Annotated in this window: 21 protein-coding genes and 1 rRNA gene; 11 read left to right on the top strand and 11 right to left on the bottom strand. The window is 52.9% G+C overall.

The window, feature by feature from the left end; all coding sequences use genetic code 11:
• Positions 1–4 precede the first annotated feature (4 nt).
• From trmH to DPA2511_RS20335, 4 genes are all read left to right on the top strand, one after another.
• The gene (gene trmH / locus DPA2511_RS20320) at positions 5–697 is read left to right on the top strand and encodes a tRNA (guanosine(18)-2'-O)-methyltransferase TrmH (RefSeq protein WP_015855596.1); all 693 of its coding nucleotides are present in this window, start codon (positions 5–7) and stop codon (positions 695–697) included.
• Complete coding sequence (gene recG / locus DPA2511_RS20325) at positions 697–2,778, top strand: ATP-dependent DNA helicase RecG (protein ID WP_015855597.1); 2,082 nt, start codon at positions 697–699, stop codon at positions 2,776–2,778. Before trmH ends, recG begins: the two co-directional genes overlap by 1 nt.
• Positions 2,779–3,105: 327 nt before the next feature.
• Positions 3,106–4,494: a nucleobase:cation symporter-2 family protein gene (locus DPA2511_RS20330; protein ID WP_015855598.1), complete on the top strand. Its 1,389-nt coding sequence runs from the start codon at positions 3,106–3,108 to the stop codon at positions 4,492–4,494.
• Between the two features lie 157 nt (positions 4,495–4,651).
• Positions 4,652–6,379 carry an AsmA family protein gene (locus DPA2511_RS20335; RefSeq protein WP_015855599.1) on the top strand — a complete coding sequence of 576 codons (1,728 nt, stop codon included), beginning with the start codon at positions 4,652–4,654 and terminating at the stop codon, positions 6,377–6,379.
• Positions 6,380–6,485: 106 nt separating this feature from the next.
• Here DPA2511_RS20335 and fabY read toward each other — a convergent pair whose 3' ends face one another.
• The 4 genes from fabY to typA all read right to left on the bottom strand — a co-directional run bounded on the left by fabY (position 6,486) and on the right by typA (position 10,522).
• Entirely contained in the window at positions 6,486–7,427 is a 942-nt protein-coding gene (fabY, locus tag DPA2511_RS20340; RefSeq protein ID WP_015855600.1) for a fatty acid biosynthesis protein FabY, read from the bottom strand.
• Between the two features lie 32 nt (positions 7,428–7,459).
• Positions 7,460–7,897, bottom strand: coding sequence for a D-aminoacyl-tRNA deacylase (dtd, locus tag DPA2511_RS20345; RefSeq protein ID WP_015855601.1), 438 nt, complete (start codon positions 7,895–7,897; stop codon positions 7,460–7,462).
• Between the two features lie 22 nt (positions 7,898–7,919).
• Positions 7,920–8,516 carry a glucose-1-phosphatase gene (gene yihX / locus DPA2511_RS20350; RefSeq protein ID WP_015855602.1) on the bottom strand — a complete coding sequence of 199 codons (597 nt, stop codon included), beginning with the start codon at positions 8,514–8,516 and terminating at the stop codon, positions 7,920–7,922.
• A gap of 182 nt (positions 8,517–8,698) precedes the next feature.
• The gene (gene typA / locus DPA2511_RS20355) at positions 8,699–10,522 is read right to left on the bottom strand and encodes a ribosome-dependent GTPase TypA (protein WP_015855603.1); all 1,824 of its coding nucleotides are present in this window, start codon (positions 10,520–10,522) and stop codon (positions 8,699–8,701) included.
• A gap of 381 nt (positions 10,523–10,903) precedes the next feature.
• Between typA and glnA the strand changes: the two genes are divergently transcribed.
• The 4 genes from glnA to DPA2511_RS23620 all read left to right on the top strand — a co-directional run bounded on the left by glnA (position 10,904) and on the right by DPA2511_RS23620 (position 15,258).
• The gene (glnA, locus tag DPA2511_RS20360; RefSeq protein WP_015855604.1) at positions 10,904–12,313 is read left to right on the top strand and encodes a glutamate--ammonia ligase; all 1,410 of its coding nucleotides are present in this window, start codon (positions 10,904–10,906) and stop codon (positions 12,311–12,313) included.
• Between the two features lie 203 nt (positions 12,314–12,516).
• Positions 12,517–13,566 carry a nitrogen regulation protein NR(II) gene (gene glnL, locus DPA2511_RS20370; protein ID WP_015855606.1) on the top strand — a complete coding sequence of 350 codons (1,050 nt, stop codon included), beginning with the start codon at positions 12,517–12,519 and terminating at the stop codon, positions 13,564–13,566.
• 8 nt (positions 13,567–13,574) lie between these two features.
• Positions 13,575–14,987, top strand: a complete 1,413-nt coding sequence (glnG, locus tag DPA2511_RS20375) for a nitrogen regulation protein NR(I) (protein ID WP_015855607.1) — start codon at positions 13,575–13,577, stop codon at positions 14,985–14,987.
• Positions 14,988–15,135: 148 nt separating this feature from the next.
• A complete protein-coding gene (locus DPA2511_RS23620; RefSeq protein ID WP_015855608.1) occupies positions 15,136–15,258 on the top strand; it encodes a YshB family small membrane protein in 123 nt (40 codons plus the stop codon).
• A gap of 77 nt (positions 15,259–15,335) precedes the next feature.
• Here the strand turns inward: DPA2511_RS23620 and hemN are convergent, their stop codons facing one another.
• Positions 15,336–16,709, bottom strand: a complete 1,374-nt coding sequence (hemN, locus tag DPA2511_RS20385) for an oxygen-independent coproporphyrinogen III oxidase (protein WP_015855609.1) — start codon at positions 16,707–16,709, stop codon at positions 15,336–15,338.
• Positions 16,710–16,890: 181 nt separating this feature from the next.
• A complete protein-coding gene (yihI, locus tag DPA2511_RS20395) occupies positions 16,891–17,421 on the bottom strand; it encodes a Der GTPase-activating protein YihI (RefSeq protein WP_015855610.1) in 531 nt (176 codons plus the stop codon).
• Between the two features lie 191 nt (positions 17,422–17,612).
• Here yihI and yihA point away from each other — a divergent pair, with 191 nt between their 5' ends.
• Entirely contained in the window at positions 17,613–18,275 is a 663-nt protein-coding gene (gene yihA, locus DPA2511_RS20400; protein WP_015855611.1) for a ribosome biogenesis GTP-binding protein YihA/YsxC, read from the top strand.
• 498 nt (positions 18,276–18,773) lie between these two features.
• Here the strand turns inward: yihA and polA are convergent, their stop codons facing one another.
• The 4 genes from polA to DPA2511_RS20425 form a co-directional block, all read right to left on the bottom strand.
• Positions 18,774–21,569, bottom strand: a complete 2,796-nt coding sequence (gene polA / locus DPA2511_RS20405) for a DNA polymerase I (protein WP_015855612.1) — start codon at positions 21,567–21,569, stop codon at positions 18,774–18,776.
• A gap of 376 nt (positions 21,570–21,945) precedes the next feature.
• A complete protein-coding gene (gene dsbA / locus DPA2511_RS20415) occupies positions 21,946–22,569 on the bottom strand; it encodes a thiol:disulfide interchange protein DsbA (protein WP_015855613.1) in 624 nt (207 codons plus the stop codon).
• A gap of 21 nt (positions 22,570–22,590) precedes the next feature.
• Positions 22,591–23,577: a serine/threonine protein kinase gene (locus DPA2511_RS20420; protein ID WP_015855614.1), complete on the bottom strand. Its 987-nt coding sequence runs from the start codon at positions 23,575–23,577 to the stop codon at positions 22,591–22,593.
• 56 nt (positions 23,578–23,633) lie between these two features.
• Entirely contained in the window at positions 23,634–23,903 is a 270-nt protein-coding gene (locus tag DPA2511_RS20425; RefSeq protein ID WP_015855615.1) for a YihD family protein, read from the bottom strand.
• 110 nt (positions 23,904–24,013) lie between these two features.
• Here DPA2511_RS20425 and mobA point away from each other — a divergent pair, with 110 nt between their 5' ends.
• The gene (gene mobA, locus DPA2511_RS20430; RefSeq protein ID WP_015855616.1) at positions 24,014–24,592 is read left to right on the top strand and encodes a molybdenum cofactor guanylyltransferase MobA; all 579 of its coding nucleotides are present in this window, start codon (positions 24,014–24,016) and stop codon (positions 24,590–24,592) included.
• The gene (mobB, locus tag DPA2511_RS20435; protein WP_015855617.1) at positions 24,585–25,106 is read left to right on the top strand and encodes a molybdopterin-guanine dinucleotide biosynthesis protein MobB; all 522 of its coding nucleotides are present in this window, start codon (positions 24,585–24,587) and stop codon (positions 25,104–25,106) included. Before mobA ends, mobB begins: the two co-directional genes overlap by 8 nt.
• A gap of 265 nt (positions 25,107–25,371) precedes the next feature.
• Here mobB and rrf read toward each other — a convergent pair.
• Positions 25,372–25,487: ribosomal RNA gene (rrf, locus tag DPA2511_RS20440) — 5S ribosomal RNA — on the bottom strand.
• Between the last annotated feature and the right edge of the window lie 123 nt (positions 25,488–25,610).

A 25,610-nucleotide genomic window follows, 5' to 3' on the forward strand; every position in this document is an offset into this window, starting at 1 on the left:
TGTTATGACCCCACAACGTTATGCCCGCATCCGCGACATGCTCAACAACCGCCAACCGGATCTGACGGTATGCATGGAACAGGTGCACAAACCCCACAACGTTTCCGCCGTTATCCGTACAGCAGACGCTGTCGGCGTCCATCAGGTGCACGCCGTCTGGCCCACTAACCGGATGAAAACACTGGTTTCTACCGCCGCAGGCAGCAACAGCTGGGTACAGGTCAAAACCCATCGTTCGATCCACGACGCGGTCAGCCATCTGAAATCCCAGGGGATGCAGGTTCTGGCGACCAATCTGTCCGCCAGTGCGGTGGATTTCCGCGACGTGGATTACACCCGTCCCACCTGTATCTTGCTGGGTCAGGAAAAAACCGGCATCTCCGCCGAGGCATTGGCACTGGCGGATCAGGACATCATTATTCCGATGATCGGCATGGTGCAATCACTGAATGTCTCGGTGGCATCGGCGCTGATTCTGTACGAAGCGCAACGTCAACGTCAGCTTGCGGGTATGTACCAGCGGGAAATCAGTCCGCTGGATGAAGAAGAGCAACAGCGCCTGCTGTTTGAAGGCGGCTACCCGGTGCTTGCCCGCGTCGCTCAACGTAAGGGCCTGTCGCGTCCTGTCATCGATCATGCCGGGCAGGTCATTGCCGACGCGCCCTGGTGGGCCGCGATGCAATCCACGGAGCAATGATGCAAAGCCGCCTGCTGAATACCCAACCGTTGAGCACCCTTGCCGGCGTGGGGGCCAGCCAGGCGACCAAACTTGCCCGCATCGGCCTGGAAACCGTGGAAGATTTGCTGCTGCATCTGCCATTGCGTTATGAAGACCGAACCCACCTCTACCCAATCAACGATTTACTGCCGGGCATCTACGCCACCGTCGAAGGCGAAGTGCTGCGCAGCGATATCTCTTTTGGCCGCCGCCGTATGCTGACCTGCCAGATTAGCGACGGCAGCGGCATGCTGACGCTGAGATTTTTCAATTTCAACGCCGGGATGAAAAACAGCCTGTCGCCCGGCCAGCGGATATTGGCATATGGCGAAATCCGGCGCGGCAAGCTCGGCGCGGAAATCATCCACCCGGAATACCGCCTACAGGGAGAAACCGCGCAACTTGAACTACAGGAAACGCTGACGCCGGTTTATCCGACCACCGAGGGCATCCGCCAGGCGACCCTGCGCAAACTGACCGACCAGGCGCTGCAATTGCTCGATACCCATCCTATCGACGAACTGCTGCCGCAGGAGATGCGCCACGGGTTGATCAGTCTGCCGGACGCACTGCGCACCCTGCACCGGCCGCCGCCGGACGTCAGGCTGGAAGCGCTGGAACAGGGTAAACATCCGGCGCAACAGCGGCTGATTATGGAGGAACTGCTGGCGCACAACCTCAGCATGCTGGCGGTTCGCGCAGGCGCACAGCGTTATCACGCTCAGCCGCTGGCCCCGGACGAGCGACTGAAACAGCGTCTGCTGGCCGCCTTGCCGTTTTCTCCCACCGCCGCCCAGCAGCGGGTGGTGGCGGAAATCGAACAGGATATGAGCCAGCCGTTTCCGATGATGCGGCTGGTGCAAGGGGATGTCGGATCGGGGAAAACGCTGGTGGCGGCGCTGGCCGCACTGCGCGCGATCACGCACGGCAGGCAGGTCGCGCTGATGGCGCCGACCGAACTGCTGGCCGAGCAACACGCCATCAACTTCCGCAACTGGTTCGCACCGCTGGGAATCGACGTTGGCTGGCTAGCTGGGAAACAGAAAGGGAAAGCCAGACAGGCTCAGCAGGACGCGATTGCCAGCGGCGCAGTTGCCATGGTGGTGGGAACGCACGCCATTTTTCAGCAACAGGTACAGTTCAACGGTCTAGCGCTGGTGATTATCGACGAGCAGCACCGGTTTGGCGTCCACCAGCGGCTGGCGCTGTGGGAAAAAGGGGAAGAACAGGGCTTCCATCCTCACCAGCTGATCATGACCGCCACGCCGATTCCGCGCACGCTGGCGATGACCGCCTACGCCGATCTGGATACCTCGGTGATTGACGAACTGCCGCCCGGCAGAACGCCAGTCACCACCGTCGCGATTCCCGACACCCGGCGCGCCGATGTTATCCAGCGCGTCAGGCATGCTTGTCTGCAAGAAGAACGGCAGGCTTACTGGGTCTGCACCTTGATCGAAGAATCCGATCTGCTGGAGGCGCAGGCCGCCGAAGCCACGCTGCAGGAACTGCAGGCCGCGTTGCCGGATTTAACGATTGGGCTGGTGCATGGCCGCATGAAAACCCAGGAAAAACAGGCAGTCATGGAGGCGTTCAAAACCGGCCGACTGCATTTGCTGGTAGCGACCACGGTGATTGAAGTGGGCGTCGATGTTCCCAATGCCAGCCTGATGATTATCGAAAACCCGGAACGCCTGGGGCTGGCGCAGTTGCACCAGTTGCGCGGGCGTGTCGGCCGAGGCGCGGTGGCTTCCCATTGCGTACTGTTGTATAAATCGCCGCTCAGCAAGACCGCCCAGATGCGGTTGCAGGTACTGCGGGACAGTAACGACGGCTTTGTGATCGCACAACGCGATCTGGAAATTCGCGGCCCCGGTGAGCTGCTCGGCACCCGCCAAACCGGCAACGCCGAATTCAAAGTGGCCGACCTGCTGCGCGATCAGGCGCTTATCCCACAAGTGCAGCGGGTTGCCCGCCATATCCACGCGCACTATCCCGAACATGCCCGAGCGCTGATCGAACGCTGGCTGCCGGAAAGCGCCCGTTATACCAACGCTTAAACGGTCGGCGGCCCGGTCATATGACTGCGGGGCCACGTAACCTGGCGATGCAGACCCAGGGTACAACAACGATGCAGCACACAACGATGCAGCAAAAAACCGCCATCCCTTCAGGGCGCGGCCATTCGATGCATTAGCGACGCCCACATCACGGCGTTGAGTTAGCATCGACGACAGAAGCATTGCCGGACACACCTCACCGACGCACATTTCTCACCTTTAATTTCTCACCGTCGACAGCAGCACCTGCAATCGCTTACCGCAACCGATTGCTTTTACAAAGCAGAAGATTAAAATGCGCATTTTTATTCAGGAGTGCCAACCACCATGAGTATTTCCGCCACCGAGATACCTCAGTCCAGCCCCGAAACCACGGCGCGCAGCGAACTGATTTACCGTCTGGAGGACAGGCCTCCACTACCGCAAACCCTATTTGCCGCCTGTCAGCATTTGCTGGCGATGTTTGTCGCCGTGATTACCCCGGCGTTGCTGATTTGCCAGGCGCTCGGCTTGCCGGCGCAGGATACCCAGCACATCATCAGTATGTCGCTGTTCGCCTCCGGCGTGGCGTCTATTCTGCAAATCAAAACCTGGGGGCCGGTCGGGTCTGGCCTGCTTTCGATTCAAGGCACCAGCTTCAACTTCGTGACGCCGTTGATCATGGGCGGTATGGCGCTGAAAAACGGTGGAGCGGATGTTCCCACCATGATGGCGGCGCTGTTCGGCACCTTGATGGTCGCCTCCTGCACCGAGATGTTGCTGTCCCGCGTGCTGCATCTGGCGCGCCGCATCATCACTCCGCTGGTATCCGGTATTGTGGTAATGATTATCGGCCTGTCGCTGATTCAGGTCGGGTTAACCTCTATCGGCGGCGGTTTCGCCGCCATGGGCAACCACACCTTCGGCGCGCCGAAAAACCTGTTGCTGGCCGGGATCGTGCTGGCCGTCATCATCCTCCTGAATCGTCAGCGCAACCCTTACCTGCGCGTGGCGTCGCTGGTGATCGCCATGGCGGTGGGCTATCTGGCGGCCTGGCTGATGGGTATGCTGCCGGGTAACGCGCCGTCGTCGGCCTCGGCCCTGATTATGGTGCCAGCGCCGATGTATTACGGTCTTGGCTTCGACTGGAATCTGCTGGTGCCGTTGATGCTGGTTTTCATGGTGACATCGCTGGAAACCATCGGCGACATCACCGCCACCTCCGACGTTTCCGAGCAGCCGGTCAGCGGGCCGCTATACATGAAGCGATTGAAAGGCGGGGTGCTGGCCAACGGCCTGAACTCCTGTGTATCCGCCATCTTCAATACCTTCCCCAACTCCTGCTTCGGCCAGAACAACGGCGTCATCCAGCTGACCGGCGTCGCCAGCCGTTATGTGGGTTTTGTGGTAGCGCTGATGCTGATCGTGTTGGGGCTCTTTCCGGCGGTAAGCGGGTTTGTGCAGCATATTCCCGAGCCGGTGCTGGGCGGTGCGACCATCGTAATGTTCGGCACCATCGCCGCCTCCGGTGTGCGCATCGTCTCCCGCGAACCGCTGAACCGCCGCGCCATCATGATTATCGCGTTGTCTCTGGCCGTTGGTCTGGGTGTCTCGCAGCAGCCGTTAATTTTGCAGTTTGCGCCTGATTGGCTGAAAACCCTGCTCTCTTCCGGTATTGCTGCGGGCGGCATCACAGCCATCGTGTTAAATCTGATGTTCCCCCACGAGAAAGAATAAGCGACCGCTTCCAGAAAATTTTCGTCTGACGTGAAATTAAGGGCCGATGGTGTAACATCGGCCCTTAATTATTGTCTGTAACATGATTACCTGTTGAGACAACAGGCTAATTACGGCATAAAACGGTTATCCCTGACGACTGGCGCGGATTCACACAATGAAATTTATCGGGAAAGTTCTTCTCACCCTATTTTTGCTGATGTTGCTAACGTTGGTGATTCTCTACGTCCTGCTGCAAACGGCATGGGGCGCCGGCCGGATCAGCGATTGGGTGAATCAACACACCGAATACCGTTTGTCGCTCAACAAAGTAGCTCATGACTGGTCCACACCCAGCCATTTGCAATTGCAGGACGTCACTTTCGGTCATAGAGACCAGCCGGTCACTTTATCCGCCAGACAGATCGATCTGGGTTTCAGCTTCCGTCAGTTCACCACCCCTCGCCATTTTGCCAGCATTGAGCTGGAAGGCGGCGCGCTGAATCTCGAACAAACCGGGTTCGCCCTGCCGCTCGACGCCGATATCCTGCAATTGAAAAATATGGCGCTACAGGCCCAGGACGGCGACTGGCGTTTGCAGGGGCAACAAGTCACCGGCGGCATTACGCCCTGGAAACCGGAAACCGGGTACCTGCTCGGCAGGAAAGCCGCATTCCAGCTTAGCGCCAGCGCTTTGCAGCTCAATGAGTTGCCTGCCAGCAAGGTGCTGATCCAAGGGACGTTCGACAACAAACAGCTAACACTGGAGAATTTCGGCGCGGATGTGGCTCGCGGGGAATTAACCGGAAATGCAGTACGTTCGAAAGACGGCAGTTGGCTCGTCAACACGCTACGGCTGAGCAATGTCCGGTTGCAGACCAAGCAGACTATGGCTGACTTTCTCAAGCCCGTTACGCATATCCCTTCCGTCACCATTAATCGTTTTGACTTGATCGATGCGCGAATCGAAGGGCCGGACTGGGCATTTAGCGACCTGGACGTCACGCTGCAAAATGTCACCTTCAAACAGGACGACTGGCAAAGCGAAGACGGCTCGCTGTCGTTCAACGCGACCGATATCGTTAACGGCCCCATGCACTTCGTTGATCCGATCGTAACGCTGAGTTTGTCCAAACAAGGGGTCGACATCAGGCAATTTTCGACGCGCTGGGAAGGCGGCCTGTTACGTACCAGCGGTAACTGGCGTCGGGATACGCATCGCCTGACGCTGGATGATGTCGTGGTGGCCGGCCTGGAATATACATTACCTGGCGACTGGCGGCAGCGTTGGCTGCAAACGTTGCCGGACTGGCTGACGGAAGTGATGCTGAAGAAGTTTGCCGCCAATCATAACTTGCTGATTGATATCACACCTGATTTCCCGTTCCAGCTCACCGCGCTGGACGGCGTCGGCGCCAATTTGCTGCTGGCCAAAAATCATCAATGGGGTATTTGGCAGGGCGCGCTGACGCTTAACGCCAGCGACGCCACATTCAACAAGGTTGATGTCCGGCGGCCTTCGCTGGTATTGAACGCCGGCGATCAGCAAATCAACATTACCGAATTGAGCGCTTTCACCAAAACCGGCCTGCTGGAAGCCAAAGCGGTTATCGACCAACAGCCGACCCGTGTATTCTCTCTGGAACTCAACGGAAAAGCCGTCACCTTCGATAATTTCATCCGTTGGGGCTGGCCAACAACATCAGCGACCGCGCCGACCGGGAACACCAACATACAACTGCACCTGACTGGTCGACTGGATGCGTCATCCCCGCTAAAACCCAGCCTTAATGGGTCATTGCAGGGTATCGACAGCGCGGGGCACGGTATTAATCAGCAAATGCGTCAGGGTAACGTCGTTGAAAGCACGCCTGCCGCGCCATCGTCGCCCGCCAACCCGTCGTAACGGCGTAGTACCTCGACGTTGAAAACCCTGATCCCTGAATACCAATCGCCACATCAACGTGGCGATTTATTATGGCGGTATGATCGGCGTTCTGCGGGCCGAACAATTAACGAATGGTAAATTCGTCGGAAGGCTTTACATCATCCGACGCCAGCGGCAATACCAGATAAACTCCTTCAAACAGCGCCCCGCTTTTCTCGTCGCCAAACAGTTCCACCTGTAGCCGAACACGGGCTTTTCGCCCTCTGGCTAGACGTGCCAAATCGCCGTTTATCGATCCGAGATCCGCTACCGCGCTGGGCCGCCCCGCCACTGGCGCAATGTAACGAATGTTCGCATCCGCCAGAATAATGGTTCCGTCCAGCTGCTTTTCACGTAACGATAACCAGATAAGCCCCCACCCCGTCAGCGTTGCCAGCGAAAACAGACTGCCGGCGAACAACGTGTGATGCGGATTCTGATTTCCGGCTTCCGGCATGGTGGTGATGAATTTTTGTCCGGTGTACTGGCTGATGCGAACCCCCATCTTGTCGCTGAGGGGAATATGATTGTGCCAGGCTTGCTGCAGTTGGGCGCACCACTCAGGCCGGTGCAAAATGTCATCCAGCGAGGCGACCGGTTTTATCATCAGGAAATGGCGCACCGGCGTCGTCAGCGGCGTGGTGATTTCCCCTTGATTGACAAACCCCAGTCGGGCGAAGAAATCCACCGCATCCTCGCGGGCGCTACATACTACGCGCTTCACCCCCTCCTGACGCGCCACGGACTCCAGTGCCAGGGCAATCATGGCCCCCAATCCTTTGCGCCTCACATCAGGGCGTACAGCCAGAAAACGGATGGATGCTTCATTGTCAGCATTGATAGAAAGACGCCCTACTGCCATCAGATTTCCCTGTTCATCGACCAGCGTCTGATGATGCGCCAACGCATCGTAGGCATCCCGTTCCGACCCTAATGGCTGATTCAAGGGTTTACGCAGCATTTCCCAACGAAAGTAGTAGTAGGCATCCAGATCTTCCGCGCTTTCCGGTACTTTCAGGTAGTACATACTCGCCTCACTCAACACATCGCTCGGGGGATTCAAACCTGCAACCAGAAAGTCACCGGCCCGTCATTCACCAACGCAACTTTCATCTCTGCGGCGAAACGGCCGGTCTCCGTCGTCAGGCCGCGCTCACGACATTGACCAATGAAATACTGATATAAACGTTCGGCCTCATCCGGCGCGGCTCCGCGGGAAAAACTGGGGCGCATACCCTTCTGTGTATCCGCCGCCAGAGTAAACTGCGATACCACCAACAGGCTACCGCCCGCCTGCTGAACATTCAGGTTCATTTTGCCGTGCTCATCGCTGAAAATCCGATACCCCGTCACTCGCTCACATAACCGGGATGCTTTCCGTTCGTCGTCACCCTGTTCCACTCCCAGCAAAACCAGCAACCCGGCGCCGATTTCGCCAACCACATCGCCATCCACTGTCACGCTGGCGCCGGACACTCGTTGAATCAATGCAATCATAAAAAGGATATACCTCCAGCCTTCATTCCTGTCGGGCAAAAAAATCAGGCACAACCTGTCGATCATGAACCTGAACAGCCTGAATGCCGAGTGCCTGTGCCGCGACGACGTTCGCTTCATTATCGTCGAAGAACAACACCTCACTCGCGCCCACCCCTTCTTCCCGCAATACATGGCGATAGATATCCGCCTCGGGCTTACGCAACCCGAGATCCTGCGACAAGTACATCCGGTCGGCTGCCGCAACAACCTCTGGGTATTCCGTAGGCCAGAATTCACAGTGCAAACGATTGGTATTGGAGAGAATGACCACCCGATGCCCGTCATGCCGCAGGCGGTGCATAATGTCCACCACTTCCCGGCGTAAGCCGATAAAGATAGCCTGCCATCCCATAGCAAACTGTTCATAACTGAGCGTAATCCCCATTTCATGGCAAAGCTGCGAGGCAAATGTTTCATCGCTGATTTCGCCGCGTTCGTGCTGTTGAAACGTTGGCCCCATAACAAAGCGCTCACGCAGGGTCGCCAACGGCGCACCGCTCAGAGTGCTCCAGACGCCCAATACGCGATTGAAATCAATATCAATCACAACATTGCCCAAATCAAAGATATACAACATGCGGCCTCCTGAGATTCGCCCCGGAGTTTCACTGTAACGGGAAAAAACCACGCTGGATAGGGAGGAGAAAGGATAATAACAGGCGCTAAAATAGTGCAGTTTACGGACGTTCTTCGGCTTAAGCCGGTATAAAAAGCAAAAGGCCCCAAAATGGGGCCTTATTTCAGTTCAGCGAAAAAAGATCACTCTTCCTTGCTGGAACGATTGGCGCGACGGCGATCGTTTTCCGTCAGGTGGCGCTTGCGCAGACGAATCGACTGCGGGGTAACTTCCACCAGCTCGTCATCGTCAATAAACTCCAGCGCCTGCTCCAGCGACATTTTCACCGGCGGAACCAGCACGGTGGCCTCATCCGTACCGGAGGCACGCATGTTGGTCAGCTTTTTACCGGTCAGGCAGTTTACCGTCAGGTCGTTGGAACGAGTATGGATACCAATAATCTGGCCTTCATACACTTCGGCGCCGTGACCCAGGAACAATTTGCCGCGATCCTGCAGGCTGAACAGCGCATAGGCGACTGCTTTACCCTGACCGTTGGAGATCAGTACGCCGTTCTGACGCTGACCGATTTCACCTGGGCGGATGTCATCGTAGTGACTGAACGTGGAATACAGCAGACCGGTACCGGACGTCATGGTCATAAAATCGGTACGGAAGCCGATCAAACCACGGCTCGGGATGACGTAATCCAGGCGAACACGTCCCTTGCCATCCGGGATCATGTCGCGCATTTCGCCTTTACGCAGACCCAGTGCTTCCATGACGGAACCCTGGTGCTGTTCTTCGATATCCACAGTAACTTGTTCAAACGGTTCCTGGCGGCGACCGTCGATGGTACGGAAGATAACTTTCGGACGGGAAACCGCCAGTTCGAAACCTTCACGACGCATGTTTTCAATCAGAACAGACAGGTGCAGCTCACCACGACCGGACACACGGAAAGCATCCGGGTCTTCGGTTTCTTCTACGCGCAGTGCGACGTTATGCACCAATTCCTTACGCAAACGATCCAGAATCTGGCGAGAAGTCACGAACTTGCCTTCTTTACCGCAGAAAGGCGAGGTATTAACGCAGAAGAACATGGTTACTGTCGGTTCATCCACAGACAGAGCCGGCAGCGCTTCCACATTCGCGGTGTCGCACACGGTATCGGAGATGTTCAGATCGCCAAGGCCGGTAAGCGCAATGATGTCGCCCGCTTCCGCCTTGTCGCTCTCGATACGTTGCAGCCCCAGATGGCCCAGCACCTGGCCGACTTTGGCATTACGCACTTTACCGGTGCTGTCGATGATGCTGACCTGCTGATTCGGCTTCACCACGCCGCGCTTGATACGACCAATACCGATGACACCCACGTAGTTGTTGTAATCCAACTGGGAGATCTGCATTTGGAATGGGCCGTTGAGATCCACATTTGGCGCTTCAACATGTTTTACGATCGCTTCAAACAGCGGCGTCATGTCTTCCGCCATGTCGTTATGATCCAGACCGGCAATGCCGTTCAACGCGGAAGCGTAAACAATCGGGAAGTCCAGTTGCTCGTCGGTAGCGCCCAGATTGACGAACAAGTCGAAAACCTGATCCACAACCCAGTCCGGGCGGGCGCCGGGGCGGTCAACCTTGTTGATGACCACGATGGGCTTCAATCCGTAGGCAAAGGCTTTCTGGGTCACGAAGCGCGTTTGCGGCATCGGGCCGTCCATCGCATCCACCAGCAGTAATACGGAATCCACCATGGACATCACACGCTCCACCTCACCGCCAAAGTCGGCGTGTCCTGGGGTGTCTACGATATTGATGCGATAGCCATTCCAGTTAATGGCGGTGTTTTTCGCGAGGATGGTAATCCCGCGTTCTTTTTCAAGGTCATTGGAGTCCATCACACGTTCGGTAAGTTCTGTACGCTCACCCAGCGTTCCGGATTGTTGCAGCAGTTTGTCAACCAGGGTGGTTTTTCCATGGTCAACGTGCGCAATAATAGCGATGTTACGCAAATTTTCGATCACAGCTTTGCCTCAGGCATTTAGAAATAGCGCGCTATTGTACACGTATTAATCGAGCGACAGAACAAGATCACAATCATCTATCCAAAACAACCTGTAACCCTCTGCGCTGTGATCCCCTTCACGGTGCAAAAATCGTGCACCCGGCTTACCTTAATGCACCAAAATGAATCAATAACACCAAAACGGAGCACCATTTTGGTGCTTATAATTTTTATGGTGCAGCTATCGATGACACAAAAACCAGTTGGAACGCACTTCAGCGGTATACAGACAAAGTTGGCACAGTTTTAGCTATAACTTAATCACGGTAACAACATCATTCATTCCGCAACGATATTCGTTCCACGACGATATAAATGACACAATCGGGAGAGCTTAAGTATGTCAGTAGAACACGTTTTGACGATGCTGAAAGAACATGAGGTGAAGTTCGTCGATCTTCGCTTCACGGACACCAAAGGTAAGGAGCAGCACGTCACCATTCCAGCTCATCAAGTTGACGCTGACTTCTTCGAAGACGGCAAAATGTTTGATGGCTCCTCGATTGGCGGCTGGAAAGGCATCAACGAATCCGACATGGTGTTAATGCCAGACGCCACCACTGCTGTTCTGGATCCGTTCTACGAAGAATCTACGCTGATCATCCGTTGTGACATCCTGGAACCAGGCACCATGCAGGGCTATGATCGCGACCCGCGTTCCATCGCCAAGCGTGCCGAAGATTTCCTGCGTTCTTCCGGCATCGCAGACACCGTGCTGTTTGGGCCTGAACCCGAATTCTTCCTGTTTGACGACGTGCGTTTCGGCAGCAGCATCTCCGGTTCCCACGTTGCTATCGACGACATCGAGGGCGCCTGGAACTCCAGCACCAAATACGAAGGCGGCAACAAAGGCCACCGTCCGGCAGTAAAAGGCGGCTACTTCCCGGTTCCGCCGGTAGATTCATCACAGGATCTGCGTTCCACCATGTGTCTGACCATGGAACAAATGGGCCTGGTCGTCGAAGCTCACCACCACGAAGTGGCGACTGCCGGTCAGAACGAAGTGGCTACCCGCTTCAACACGTTGACCAAAAAAGCCGACGAAATTCAGATCTACAAATATGTCGTGCACAACGTTGCCCATGCATTCGGTAAGACTGCGACATTTATGCCGAAACCGATGTTCGGCGATAACGGTTCCGGTATGCACTGCCATATGTCTCTGGCTAAAGACGGCGCTAACCTGTTCTCCGGCGACAAATACGGCGGCTTGTCCGAAACGGCGCTGTACTACATCGGCGGCGTTATCAAACATGCTAAAGCCATCAACGCACTGGCCAACCCGACCACCAACTCTTACAAACGTCTGGTTCCAGGTTACGAAGCACCGGTTATGCTGGCTTACTCCGCCCGTAACCGTTCCGCCTCCATCCGTATTCCGGTGGTTGCAAGCCCGAAAGCGCGCCGCATCGAAGTGCGTTTCCCGGATCCGGCTGCCAACCCGTACCTGTGCTTCTCTGCACTGCTGATGGCTGGTTTGGACGGCATCATCAACAAGATCCACCCGGGCGATGCCATGGACAAGAACCTGTACGATCTGCCGGCTGAAGAAGCCAGCGCAATCCCGCAGGTTGCCGGCTCTCTGGAAGAAGCGCTGAATGCGCTGGATGCAGACCGCGAGTTCCTGACCCGCGGCGGCGTATTCACCGACGATACTATCGATGCTTACATCGAACTGCGTCGCGCTGAAAACGACCGTGTTCGCATGACTCCGCACCCGGTTGAGTTCGAACTGTACTACAGCGTGTAACACCCGCGCCTGGACGGCAGGAAAAGAAAATGATGCCAATGCTGCCGTCCGCAAAACGTTTTTTCTTTATGTTTATTTTTGTTGCCGTGGAAACTTTTCAGCCCATCTTCGGATGGGCTTTTTTCTCCACTCAACATCTTACGGTTGCTACTTAAACTACAATCCAGAATAGTGTGCACTACAATGGTGCGGGAGTCTGCGTTATGGCAACAGGCACGCTGCCCGATGCTGGGCAGATCCTAAATTCTTTAATAAACAGTATTTTATTACTGGATAAAGATCTGGCTATTCACTACTCCAACCCGGCGGCGCAGCAACTTCTGGCGCAAAGCTCGCGCAAGCTGTCAGGAACGCCGCTACCGGAACTGTTGGGCTATTTTTCGCTGAATTTGGATCTGATGCGAGAAAGCCTCGACTCAGGGCAAGGCTTTACCGATAACGAAGTCACCCTCGTGGTGGACGGCAAGGCGCATATCATGTCCATCACCGCTCAGCGTATACAGAATGACTTCATCCTGATGGAAATGGCGCCAATGGATAACCAGCGTCGGCTCAGTCAGGAACAACTGCAACATGCCCAACAGCAAGCAGCCCGGGATTTGGTACGCGGGTTGGCGCACGAAATCAAAAATCCTCTGGGCGGACTGCGCGGCGCGGCGCAATTGCTCTCCAAAGCGCTGCCCGATCCCGCGCTGATGGAATACACCAAGGTCATCATTGAGCAGGCCGATCGCCTGCGCAATCTGGTCGACAGGTTACTCGGCCCGCAACAACCCGGTTTGCACGTTACGCAAAGCATTCATCAGGTGGCGGAACGGGTTTTTCAGCTGGTTTCGCTGGAAAAGGCCGATAACGTTACTCTGGTTCGGGACTATGACCCCAGCCTGCCGGAACTCATGCATGACCCGGATCAAATAGAGCAAGTTCTGCTGAATATCACCCGCAATGCTCTGCAGGCACTGGGGGCAGAAGGCGGCACCATCACGATACGAACCCGTACCGCTTTTCAGCTGACTCTGCATGGCGTGCGCTATCGGTTGGTCGCCCGTATCGATATCGAAGACGATGGCCCCGGTGTTCCCGCTCATTTGCAGGATACGCTGTTCTACCCGATGGTGAGTGGTCGCGAAGGGGGAACCGGGCTGGGCTTGTCGATCGCCCGGAACCTTATCGATCAGCACTCTGGAAAAATTGAATTTAATAGTTGGCCAGGTCATACCGAATTTTCGGTTTATCTGCCCATTCGCCAGTGAGGTTCATAATGCAACGAGGGATAGTCTGGATTGTCGACGACGATAGCTCCATCCGTTGGGTGCTTGAACGCGCACTTACAGGGGCGGGTTTAACCTGCGCAACTTTTGATAACGGAACCCAAGCGCTGAATGCACTGGCGACACAAACGCCAGACGTTCTGTTATCCGATATCCGTATGCCTGGTATGGATGGGTTGGCATTGCTGCAACAGATCAAACAACGCCATCCGATGCTGCCGGTCATCATTATGACAGCGCATTCCGATTTGGACGCAGCCGTCAGCGCTTATCAACAGGGCGCGTTTGATTACCTGCCAAAACCGTTTGATATTGATGAAGCCGTCGCGTTGGTCGAGCGCGCCATCAGCCACTATATGGAACAGCAACAACCGGTTCGCAGCCAGCCCATCAGCGGGCCGACGACGGACATTATCGGTGAAGCGCCCGCCATGCAGGACGTGTTCCGGATAATCGGCCGGTTGTCCCGCTCATCCATCAGCGTCCTGATCAATGGTGAATCAGGTACCGGGAAAGAACTGGTGGCCCATGCGCTGCATCGCCACAGCCCGCGCGCCAAGGCACCGTTTATTGCGCTTAATATGGCGGCTATTCCCAAGGATCTGATTGAATCAGAACTGTTCGGCCATGAAAAAGGTGCATTTACCGGCGCTAACCAGATTCGTCAGGGCCGTTTCGAACAGGCTGACGGCGGCACTCTGTTTCTGGATGAAATCGGGGATATGCCGCTGGACGTACAGACCCGCCTGTTGCGTGTGCTGGCTGACGGCCAGTTCTATCGCGTCGGCGGCTATGCGGCAGTGAAAGTGGACGTGCGCATCATCGCCGCCACCCACCAGAACCTGGAACTGCGGGTGCAGGAAGGTAAGTTTCGCGAAGACCTGTTCCACCGTCTGAATGTGATTCGAGTTCATCTGCCGCCGCTACGCGAGCGCCGGGAAGACATTCCTCGCCTGGCCAGGTATTTCCTGCAAGCCACGGCTAAAGAGCTGGGCGTTGAACCCAAGAACCTGCATCCGGAAACTGAAGCGGCGTTGACCCGTTTACCGTGGCCGGGCAACGTGCGCCAATTGGAAAACACCTGTCGCTGGCTCACGGTGATGGCGGCCGGTCAGGAAGTTCTGATTCAGGATTTACCGCCGGAGCTGTTCGAAACCACAGCGCCGGACGCTACGGTTCACGTCATGCCGGACAGTTGGGCTACCCTGCTGGCTCAGTGGGCCGATCGCGCGCTGCGTTCCGGTCATCAGAACCTGCTGGCCGAAGCACAACCAGAGATGGAGCGTACTTTATTGACCACAGCCTTGCGGCACACACAGGGACATAAACAAGAAGCCGCACGTTTACTGGGCTGGGGCCGCAATACGCTCACGCGCAAGCTCAAGGAACTGGGTATGGAATAACGACTCTCGTCGCCATATTCGATAACGTACCGCAGGTTTCAGACTGGCGATAAAAAGTACAATATGGAGCACAGAATTGTCGCAATTTTTATACTTTACATGATCTACGCCAGCAGTATGATCATGTCGCTGACTTAAGAGGGTAATCATGCTGGAATCACTTATTTCCGCAGTGACACACGGCGCGGAACTCAGTAATGCGGTGGGACACACATCGCAAACTGCCATCGCCGCGGTGTTGTGCGCTGCATTGATCAATTTCTTCAGCTAACACACTTAGCGAACAGAAATAACAAACGGCCAGTCAACATATGACTGGCCGTTGTCTTTTCCACGATGAGGTTCACGTCAAATAACCCGAGAAAACTGCCGCTCCCGCATTTTGTTGCGCAGATAGACGTCGAAGCACATGCAAATATTGCGAATCAGCAAACGGCCTTTGGGTGTCACGCGAATAGCGTTTGTATCGACAACCACCAGCCCGTCTTCCGCCATCGGCGCAAGCAGCGCCAGATCTTCCTGAAAATACGCGCTAAAACGGATGTTATATGCTGCTTCAATCGCCGCATAATCCAGCCGGAAATGACAAATCAGCATTTTAATGACGTCACGCCGGATACAATCGTCAAGCGTCAGACTTAGACCTCGCCACAATGCGTGCCCATGCGCTTTCACTGCAGCATAATATTGCTTCAATTCCTTCTGATTCTGGGCATAACTGTCGCCAATCATGCTAATCGCAGAAACGCCCATGCCCAATAGATCAGTATTTCCCTGAGTGGTGTACCCCTGGAAATTGCGGTGCAATGCGCCATGACGCTGTGCTATCGCCAATTCATCATCCGGCCGGGCAAAATGATCCATACCAATAAACTGATATCCAGCGTGGGTCAGCATCTGGATAGTCTGCTGTAAAATATTCAGCTTCTGATCCGCGCTCGGTAAATCTTCCTGCCTGATTTTACGCTGCGCAGCGAACAAGTTTGGCAAATGCGCATAATTAAACACGCTCAACCGATGCGGCTGCAGCTCCGCAACACGTTGCAGCGTAAACGCGAAGCTTTCCGGCGTTTGCTTCGGCAAACCATAAATCAAATCGATATTGGTTGAAGCGAATCCCAGCGCTTTAGCCCGTGCAATCAACGCAAAGATAAAAGATTCATCCTGTTCCCGGTTAACCAACCGCTGAACTTCCTTATTGAAATCCTGCACTCCCATGCTCAGACGATTGAATCCTTCGGCACGCAGATGATCCAGAATATCCAGCTCAATCTCTCTGGGGTCGATTTCCAGAGACATTTCCGCCGAAGGAGACAGATTGAAATGCTCACGCAGAACAGCCATCAACCGGCTGATTTGACTGGCATCAAGGAACGTTGGCGTTCCACCGCCCCAATGCATTTGCGTCACGACGCGCCCCGCAAACAGAGGCGCTCGCTGACGAATCTCCTGTTCAAGAACATCCAGATATTCATCAGCCTTATGTAGCTGACGTGTCACCAGCTTGTTGCAGCCGCAGAAATAGCACAATCGGTGACAGAAAGGGATATGAAGATAAAGAGAGAGCGGTCGTTCAGGGTAACGAGCAATGGCTTGCAGGAAAGCTGCCTGATCATAACTGTCGCTGAATTCGAGTGCAGTGGGATAGGACGTGTAACGTGGCCCGGAATAGTTGTATTTCTGTATCAGGGCCAGGTCCCAGTCTATATCTTGATCCGACATACCGCTCACTCCTTCCGGTAACGTTTATTGATCGCCCGCCCAAATGGAAACGACCGCTGATGGGAAAAGGCGACACGCTGCAATTTTTCCTTTCGCTTCGATATACGTCGCAATTTAATCAGCAGACTTAGCAAAAAACAGGCGCCTAAAATTCCTATCAGCAGAACCGCCGCTTTTATCATTAGTAACCGTCTTTGGGATTATTTCGTTTAAGCAACTGAAGCATATCCTCTTCCGGCTCATCTTCATCCTCATCGTCATCCAGCGCGATGCCGAGTTGCTCCATAAGCATATCAATGCGATCCAGCTTTTCATCAACCCATGACTGATCTTTTGCCGGCAAAGCCTCGCCTCTTTCCAGCCGATCCAGCAATTCGTCCAGACGTGGATCGTTTTCCAGCATCTCCAACTCTTCTTCAGGAGACATCCGATACATGTTGTCCTGTTGAACCGCTGCCAGTTTTATCGCCGATACGTTGTCAGAGACCAGAAGAACCGGCTTTTTACTGCCAATGCGTGGATCTTTCGTTTTGGCCCCCGACGTATTCTGTTTACCGTCGCCGCTTGGCTGCATGCGGCTTCCAGCTACATTGCCACGATGTTTTTTCTGACGTTTCCGCGCGCGAGCTTCAAGATCCAGCTCTTCACGGCTCTTCTTTTTGACTCTGGGTTTGGAGGCGTTGCCTCCCTTCCCTTTGATAGGTTGTTTCATGGTATCAATCTCTGATTCTTGCATACGAATGTAGGGAGAATTGCGGCGGAATCTAGCAGAAAGCGCCCCAATAAAAAAGTGCTCCACCGACCCCGGCAAGCTTTTATTTCTTTCCGGCTGTTACCCGATTGGATCAGCTTCCGCAGACAGATAAAGCACCGTATTCGGTCAGTTACAGGTATAATCGCGCGATGAATTATGATCCAAACAGAGACCATATTGTGACCTATCAATACAACTATCATGTGACCCATTTTGTCACCAGCGCTCCGGATATTCGTCATCTTCCTGCCGACAGCGGTATTGAAGTCGCTTTTGCTGGTCGCTCAAATGCTGGGAAATCAAGCGCACTCAATACATTAACTAATCAGAAAAGCCTTGCCCGCACCAGTAAGACACCGGGACGAACCCAGCTTATCAACTTGTTCGAGGTTACTGAGGGTATCCGTCTGGTCGACCTTCCCGGTTACGGCTATGCCGAGGTTCCCGAAGAAATGAAGCGCAAGTGGCAGAAAGCGCTGGGGGAATATTTACAAAAACGTAACTGCCTCAAAGGACTGGTTATCCTGATGGATATTCGCCACCCGCTGAAAGATTTGGATCAGCAAATGCTGGAATGGTCAGTGGACGTTGGGCTACCGGTGCTGGTACTGCTCACTAAAGCGGATAAATTGGCTCAAGGCGCCCGCAAAGCGCAATTGAATATGGTGCGTGAAGCGGTATTGCCTTTTATGGGTGACATACAGGTCGAGACTTTCTCATCGTTGAAAAAGACCGGTGTAGATAAATTACGTCAAAAACTGGATACCTGGTTCAACATGCCGCCGGAGATGTCTGAAGATCATCCGGAATAACACCGATTCTATTTATCTACGGAGTAATGGGCATTCCCGTCACGTCCATTACCCGATTTCACCTATTGCTGATTTAACTCACAAACTCAGCAATATTTCCGGCATCCCCACAGTGATCCTCGTTCCACGCCTGTTTTAGGCGTAATGACGATAATATCAATCAATACAATAAAAAACGCCCCGGTCAGAAAACTGGCCGGGGCGGCTAATATTAAGCCAAATCCGATTACGTGAAGTAAAAGGTCTGAAAGATAGAACATCTTACCTCTGTACCCTACGTGTTTAACTCTACTCTATTTCTTTTCTGGAAAAAAGGATTTTTTGTTGTTTAATTTCATAAAAACTGGTGAGCAATTAAACAAAGCCAAACCAGGTCACAAAATACTGTAGCTTAATTACAGAAATTCTCAGCTGTAGTTAAAAAAACCAGGAAATCATCAAAAAACAAAATTTTTCCAATCATGGATCACTGACCATGCACGCTATCGACAAACGGAATCAATGCGCCTCATCCCAGTTCTTTCCTGACCCCACATCAACCTGAAGCGGCACATTCAACTGCATACAACTTTCCATCAGTGCCTTGATTTTTGCTTTGGCTCCTTCCAGCACCGATTCATGAACCTCGAAGACCAGTTCATCATGAACCTGCATAATCATGTTGATGAGTGGTTCTTCCTGAGACAGCAACCAGGCATCGATAGATGCCATAGCTTTCTTGATAATATCCGCCGCCGTTCCCTGCATCGGCGCGTTAATTGCCGCACGTTCAGCAGCCTTACGGCTAATGGCGTTACGAGAATGGATATCCGGTAAATAGAGACGACGACCATCCAGCGTAGCCACATAGCCTTGCTCGGCGGCCTGTTGGCGGGTTTGCTCCATATAATGCTGAACCCCTGGATAGCGCTCAAAGTACAGATTCATGTATTTCTGCGCTTCATTACGTCCAATTCCCAACTGCCGCGACAGACCAAAGGCGCTCATCCCATAAATCAAACCAAAGTTGATCGCTTTCGCACTGCGCCGCTGCTCGGCGGTCACTTTATCGATCGGCAGGCCAAAAACTTCTGCGGCGGTAGCACGGTGAATATCCAAACCATCGGAAAATGCTTTCAGCAAACCAGCGTCACAAGATAAATGCGCCATAATGCGTAATTCAATCTGCGAATAGTCAGCGGCAACAATGCAATATCCTTCCGGGGCAATGAATGCCTGGCGGATACGCCGACCTTCTTCATTACGCACAGGAATATTCTGCAGATTGGGATCACTGGAAGAGAGACGACCAGTTGCCGTCACCGCCTGGTGATAGGAGGTATGCACCCGTTTAGTCAGCGGGTTAATCATCATCGGTAGCTTATCGGTATACGTCGATTTCAGCTTTGCCAACCCCCGGTACTCCAGAATCACCTTCGGTAGCGGGTAATCCAGCGCCAGTTCAGCCAACACTTCCTCATTGGTAGACGGTGCGCCCTTTGGCGTTTTCTTGGTAACAGGCAACTGCAGTTTTTCATACAGGATGGCTTGCAGCTGCTTGGTGGACGAAAGATTGAAAACTTCACCGGCCAGCTCATGCGCCCGAACTTCCAGCTCCGCCAGCCGCTGCGTCAGCTCTTTAGAATGCTCCGCCAGAATAGCGGTATCGATCAGTACGCCCTGGCGCTCCATACGAGACAAAATCGGCACCAACGGCATATCAATATCCTGGAAAACCTGGAAGAGCGATGGCTCTTTATTCAATTTTTCCGAGAGTACCTGATGCAGACGAAGCGTAACATCCGCGTCTTCGGCAGCATAAACAGCCGCTTGTTCCAGTGGTATCTGGTTGAACGTCAGTTGATTCTTACCCTTGCCAGCAATTTCCTCGAACGTAATGGTCTTATGATTCAGATAACGCTCTGACAAACTATCCATGTCATGCCGGCCGGCGACGCTATCAAGCACGTAGGATTCGAGCATGGTATCAAAGGCAATCCCCCGCAGCGTGATGCCGTATCGCGCCATCACCCCTTTATCGAATTTCAGGTTTTGCCCGATTTTCAACACGCTGGCATCTTCCAGTACAGGCTTCAGCAGAGCCAACACCTTATCGCGATCAAGCTGTTCAGGCGCGTCCAGATAATCATGCCCTAACGGCAAATAGGCTGCTTCGCCCGCATTGATAGCAAAAGATACCCCGACCAACGTTGTACTGATGGTATCCAGACTGTCGGTCTCGGTATCGAATGCAAAAACACCTTTAGTTTTGATGCGTTCGAGCCATGCTATCAGCGTTTGTTCATCCAGAATGGTGACATACCCTTCCTGAGACAACACACTGGCTGCAACTTTAGGCTCATCATCAACACTTGGCTTAACAAAGGGTTGCGCTGGCTGCACATGCTTACGTCCCGAGCCGTTTAACCATTGCCCCGACGCCACATCCGCCAGCCATCGCTTGAATTCATAACGGGTAAACATCTCCTTCAGGACATCTGTATCCGGTTCAATAAGCGTCAGTTGTTCGCTGTTCAGCACCAGTTCAACATCCGTTTTTATCGTCGCCAGTTTATAAGAGAGGTAGGCTACATCCTTATGCTGCTCCAGCTTGGCGGCCATTGTCTTGGCGCCACGGAAGCTCAACCCGGCAATTTTGTCGAGGTTGGCGAAAAGAGCATCCAGGCCGCCCAGCCCTTGTAATAAGGCCTGGGCTGTTTTTTCCCCGACGCCCGGCACGCCGGGAATGTTATCCGAAGAGTCACCCATCAACGCCAGAAAATCGATAATCAGTTCGGGCGGAATACCATATTTGGCGCGGACTTCATCCGGGCCAAGAATGGTGTTATTCATGGTATTGATCAGCGTGATATCCGGCGTCACCAACTGCGCCATATCCTTATCACCGGTACTGATCAACACCGGTTTTCCTTCGTTTGCGGCCTGCTGCGCCAACGTGCCAATCACATCGTCAGCTTCTACCCCCGGCACAACCAACAACGGGAAACCCATCGCTTTAACCATATTGTGCAAAGGCTCGATCTGCGCGCGCAAATCGTCCGGCATCGGGGGCCGATGCGACTTGTAATCTTCAAACAATTCATCACGAAACGTTTTGCCCTTCGCGTCGAACACCACGGCGACATGGCTGGGGTGATACTGAAGAATCAGACTGCGCAGCATGTTAAGCACACCATACATCGCACCGGTGGGCTCACCGGCGCTGTTCGTTAATGGTGGAAATGCGTGGTAGGCGCGGTACAGGTAAGAGGAGCCGTCGACCAAAATAAGAGGATTATCTGCAATTTGAACCATAATTTTTCGCGATCGTTGTTTTCAACCATAGGGACAGCATGCCATAGCTGGCTGGAAGAGACGAATGCTAACGCGCGGTCATACTGCTTTTTGCATAACGCCACGCAAAACAGTCTGTGGATAACTTTGTGAACAAAAAACAAGCGAGGTTCCATCATAAGAAAATCAGTATGAACTTTAATTAAAAACCAATAAAAATCATTTTATTATAAAAAAACACCAAGCTTATCAGTAACTCTGTTACACCGACGATAATGTGGATAGGTGTAATATCAAAAAAATCGAAAAGCATGAAAATATCATTAAGTGATAAAACTGATTCAAAACAAAAACCCCACATACGTTGCAGTATGTGGGGTCATATGATGATGCAGGATTATTTTTGGGACAGCAGGAAGTTCACAACGTCAGCGTATTGCTTGACATAGGCATCCATAGAACTGGTATCCAGTCCGTCACTTTTCACCATATATTTGCCATTAACAAAGACGGCAGGCACGCCACGCAGTTGTAGATCGGCGGCCGCCTTTTCCTGTTGCGCAACCAGCGATTTCACCACAAAACTATTCAATGCATTATCATAATCTTCAGGCTTAACCCCTGCCGCCACAAAGACGTTGCGAATATCTTCAACCCGTTGAACAGTCTGCGTTTTCTGCACTGCATCAAACATCAAAGGGCTGACTTTATCTTCAACGCCCAGAGCGATCGCCACAGCCCATGCTTTGGTTAATTCAGCCCCTAATGGCCCAAGAAAATCAACATGATACTTAGTCAGTTTCGTTCCAGCGGGCAGAGACTTCTCGATAGCTTCAGTAACATGAAAAACCTGAGAAAACTGATAGCAATGCGGACAATAGAAGGAAAAGAATTCCAGAACCTGAGGTTCCTGCTGAGCAGGTTTATCCAGCGTGACAAACTGCTTACCGTTGGAAAAGTCAGCTGCTGACGCGCTAAACGCCAACACCATACCGACCAGCGCAAGCCATATTTTCTTCATAGCACTATATCTCCATTAACATCAATACATTGGCGTTAGCGTCAAAGGTGGTCCCTGCAACAACTTCGCCTGCTCAGTAAAGATCACTATCTGTTTTATCCAAAAATCTGCATCCTGCACCCATGGAAAACTACGGGGAAAAGCAGGATCTTCCCAGCGTCGAACCACCCAAGCCAAATAATGAACCATCCGCATGGCTCTGAGCGGCTCAATCAGTATGAGCTCCGATTCATCGAATGAAGAAAATTCGCTGTAGGCTTCTAGCAATATATCCAATTGAATACGCTGTTCATGACGTTCACCATGCAGCAGCATCCAGAGATCCTGAACAGCAGGGCCATTACGAGCATCATCCAAATCGACGAACAAAGGCCCGTCACGCCACAAAATATTACCCGGATGGCAATCACCATGCAGACGTCGTACCGTCCATTGTTGATGCCACATGAGTTTCACTTCATGACTCAGATGGTCGACGGCTTGCAGAAATGCATCCCGAGATGCAGCAGGTATCAACTCACTTTGAGATAAAGTCGTAAAAGACTCGTCCAGATAAGCAACCACGCCTATGGTCGGACGAGACACAAACAGATGTTTACCGCCGGTTTGATGAATACGCCCCAAATAACGACCAACACCCTCAAGCTGTTCATCGTTATCCATCTCAAACTGCCGCCCCCCTGCACTCGGGAAAACAGCAAAGAAAAACCCATCATATTCATGAAGGGTTTTCCCCTGCAGAATCAATGGTGCAACGACAGGAACCTCATCGTCAGACAGCTCGCAGGCAAAAGCATGCTCTTCAGCGATTTGTTCCGCACTCCAACGTTGAGGCCGATAGAACTTCGCAACATATCGTTTACGATCTTCATCGCTGAACTGATAGACCCGGTTTTCGTAACTGTTGAGCGCTGTTAACCCAGAATCTACCCGAATACCCGTAGACCAAAGAGCATCCATAATGACGTCAGGGGAGAGAGTATGAAAATTAAATACGGCATCACACATTGCCACGGCTCACCCCAACTTTTTGGTAGGTCAGACACATTCCTTGTGCGCTGATTTCAGTCTTTGATGACCCCTCGGGCTCGCAGCAGCGCTGTTTTGAAATCTTCTTCATAATCTTTCTGCAAGCCAGGTATCGGCTGCGCTCTATCGGAGTCACGCATCTTCAAATGGTAGATAAGGATATCATCAGTCAAATCACTAAGCGCCCCCTCAAACCCGGCCTCCTGTGCAAGTTTTTGTAAAAATTGCACTAGATTCAGATCCGGCTCTTTCTGCCAGGCAGGTTGCAACAGCTCAATCAATTCATTCAGACGATGACATTTCATAATCGTTTCCTCATAGATCAATAACCACATTGCTAGTATGAGGAAAGCGCTTGGCGTCGCGCTACAGTTTTCCGACAATAACGCATCAAATAATGATGGATTTGAACACTATGATTACCGGAATTATTTTAGCCGGAGGCAAATCCTCCCGTATGGGTGGCAATGATAAGGGCTTGATTGAGTTGAAGGGTAAACCCATCTACCAGTATGTGCTTGAGCGATTACGACCTCAGGTCGACGAGATACTGATCAATGCTAACCGGCACCTGGAGCGCTATCAACAAAGCGGTTATCCGGTAATCGGTGATATTAACCGGGACTTTGCCGGCCCTCTGGCTGGTATATTTACCGGGCTAAAATCCGTTCATTCTGACTGGGCCGTATTTGCCCCTTGCGACGTACCGGCATTGCCCAATAATTTAGTCGCCAAACTCCGGCTATCAGTAGGTAAAAGCCCAGCGGCATATGCTACTGACGGCAAACGCCCGCATCCAACACTGCTGCTGATACATACCAGCCAAATAAAACCGCTCGAGATATATCTGCAAAACGGTGATCGCAAATTAATGCTGTTTCTGAATAACATCGGGGCGGTGCCGGTTGATTTCTCTGACCAACCCCAGGCATTCAGGAATCTCAATACACCGGAAGATCTGCAATCATGGCGCGAGGATATCCATCATGTCTGATATTCCATTACTGGCCATCGCCGCTCATAGTGGTACGGGGAAAACCACGTTGCTGAAGCAAATTATTCCCCGATTGAAGAACATGGGAATACGGGTCGGTGTTATCAAACACACACATCATGATATGGATGTTGATAAACCAGGAAAGGATAGTTATGAATTGCGTAAATCCGGTGCCGATCAAACGCTGGTGGCCAGTAATACACGATGGGCACTAATGACGGAAACACCAGACAAACAAGAACCAAACCTACAGTTTTTGGCTGGCAGAATGGACGCCTCCGCGTTGGATCTCATTCTCGTTGAAGGTTTCAAGTACGAAAAAATAGCCAAAATTGTTCTGATTCGACAGGGATACGGCCCATCTTTCACAGAAAAACAGATTGATCGTTTCACTCTGGCAGTCGCCAGTGACACACCTCTACAGGTTGAAGTCCCCCTGTTAGATATCAATAGTCCCGACGAAATATGTTCATTCATTCAACAATGGCTTGAAAGCCTCGCCACGAGGTAATGCCAGAAGCTCTGATGCAAACCAGCTATTGTTACAAAGCCAGGGGCTGGGGCGGATAAGGCGGGTATCGTGCGCAACGTCAGTGCCGGCAGCAACACGGAACCCTCCGGAACAGCGAGGTCTGGCTGGCATCATGACACGGCAGTTCAACAGGCTGGAAGTGTGCGCCCTGGACGTTCTGACGGCCGCTCTCAGTTGGTTCTCGCTCACTTGCGATGAACCAAAAAAAGCCCCGGACATCAGTACGGGGCCTTCTCTGTTTTAAGCCTGGCAGTTCCCTACTCTCACATGGGGAGACCCCACACTACCATCGGCGCTACGGCGTTTCACTTCTGAGTTCGGCATGGGGTCAGGTGGGACCACCGCGCTATCGCCGCCAGGCATATTCTGTCCGTCAACTCGCCTACCAGCCAGTCAACGCTATCCGGAACAAGCTACTCTCTCTCCAAAACACCTTCGGTGTTGTAAGGTTAAGCCTCTCAGGTCATTAGTACTGGTTAGCTC

The sequence above is a fragment of the Musicola paradisiaca NCPPB 2511 genome, from assembly GCF_000400505.1.
Lineage (GTDB): Bacteria > Pseudomonadota > Gammaproteobacteria > Enterobacterales > Enterobacteriaceae > Musicola > Musicola paradisiaca.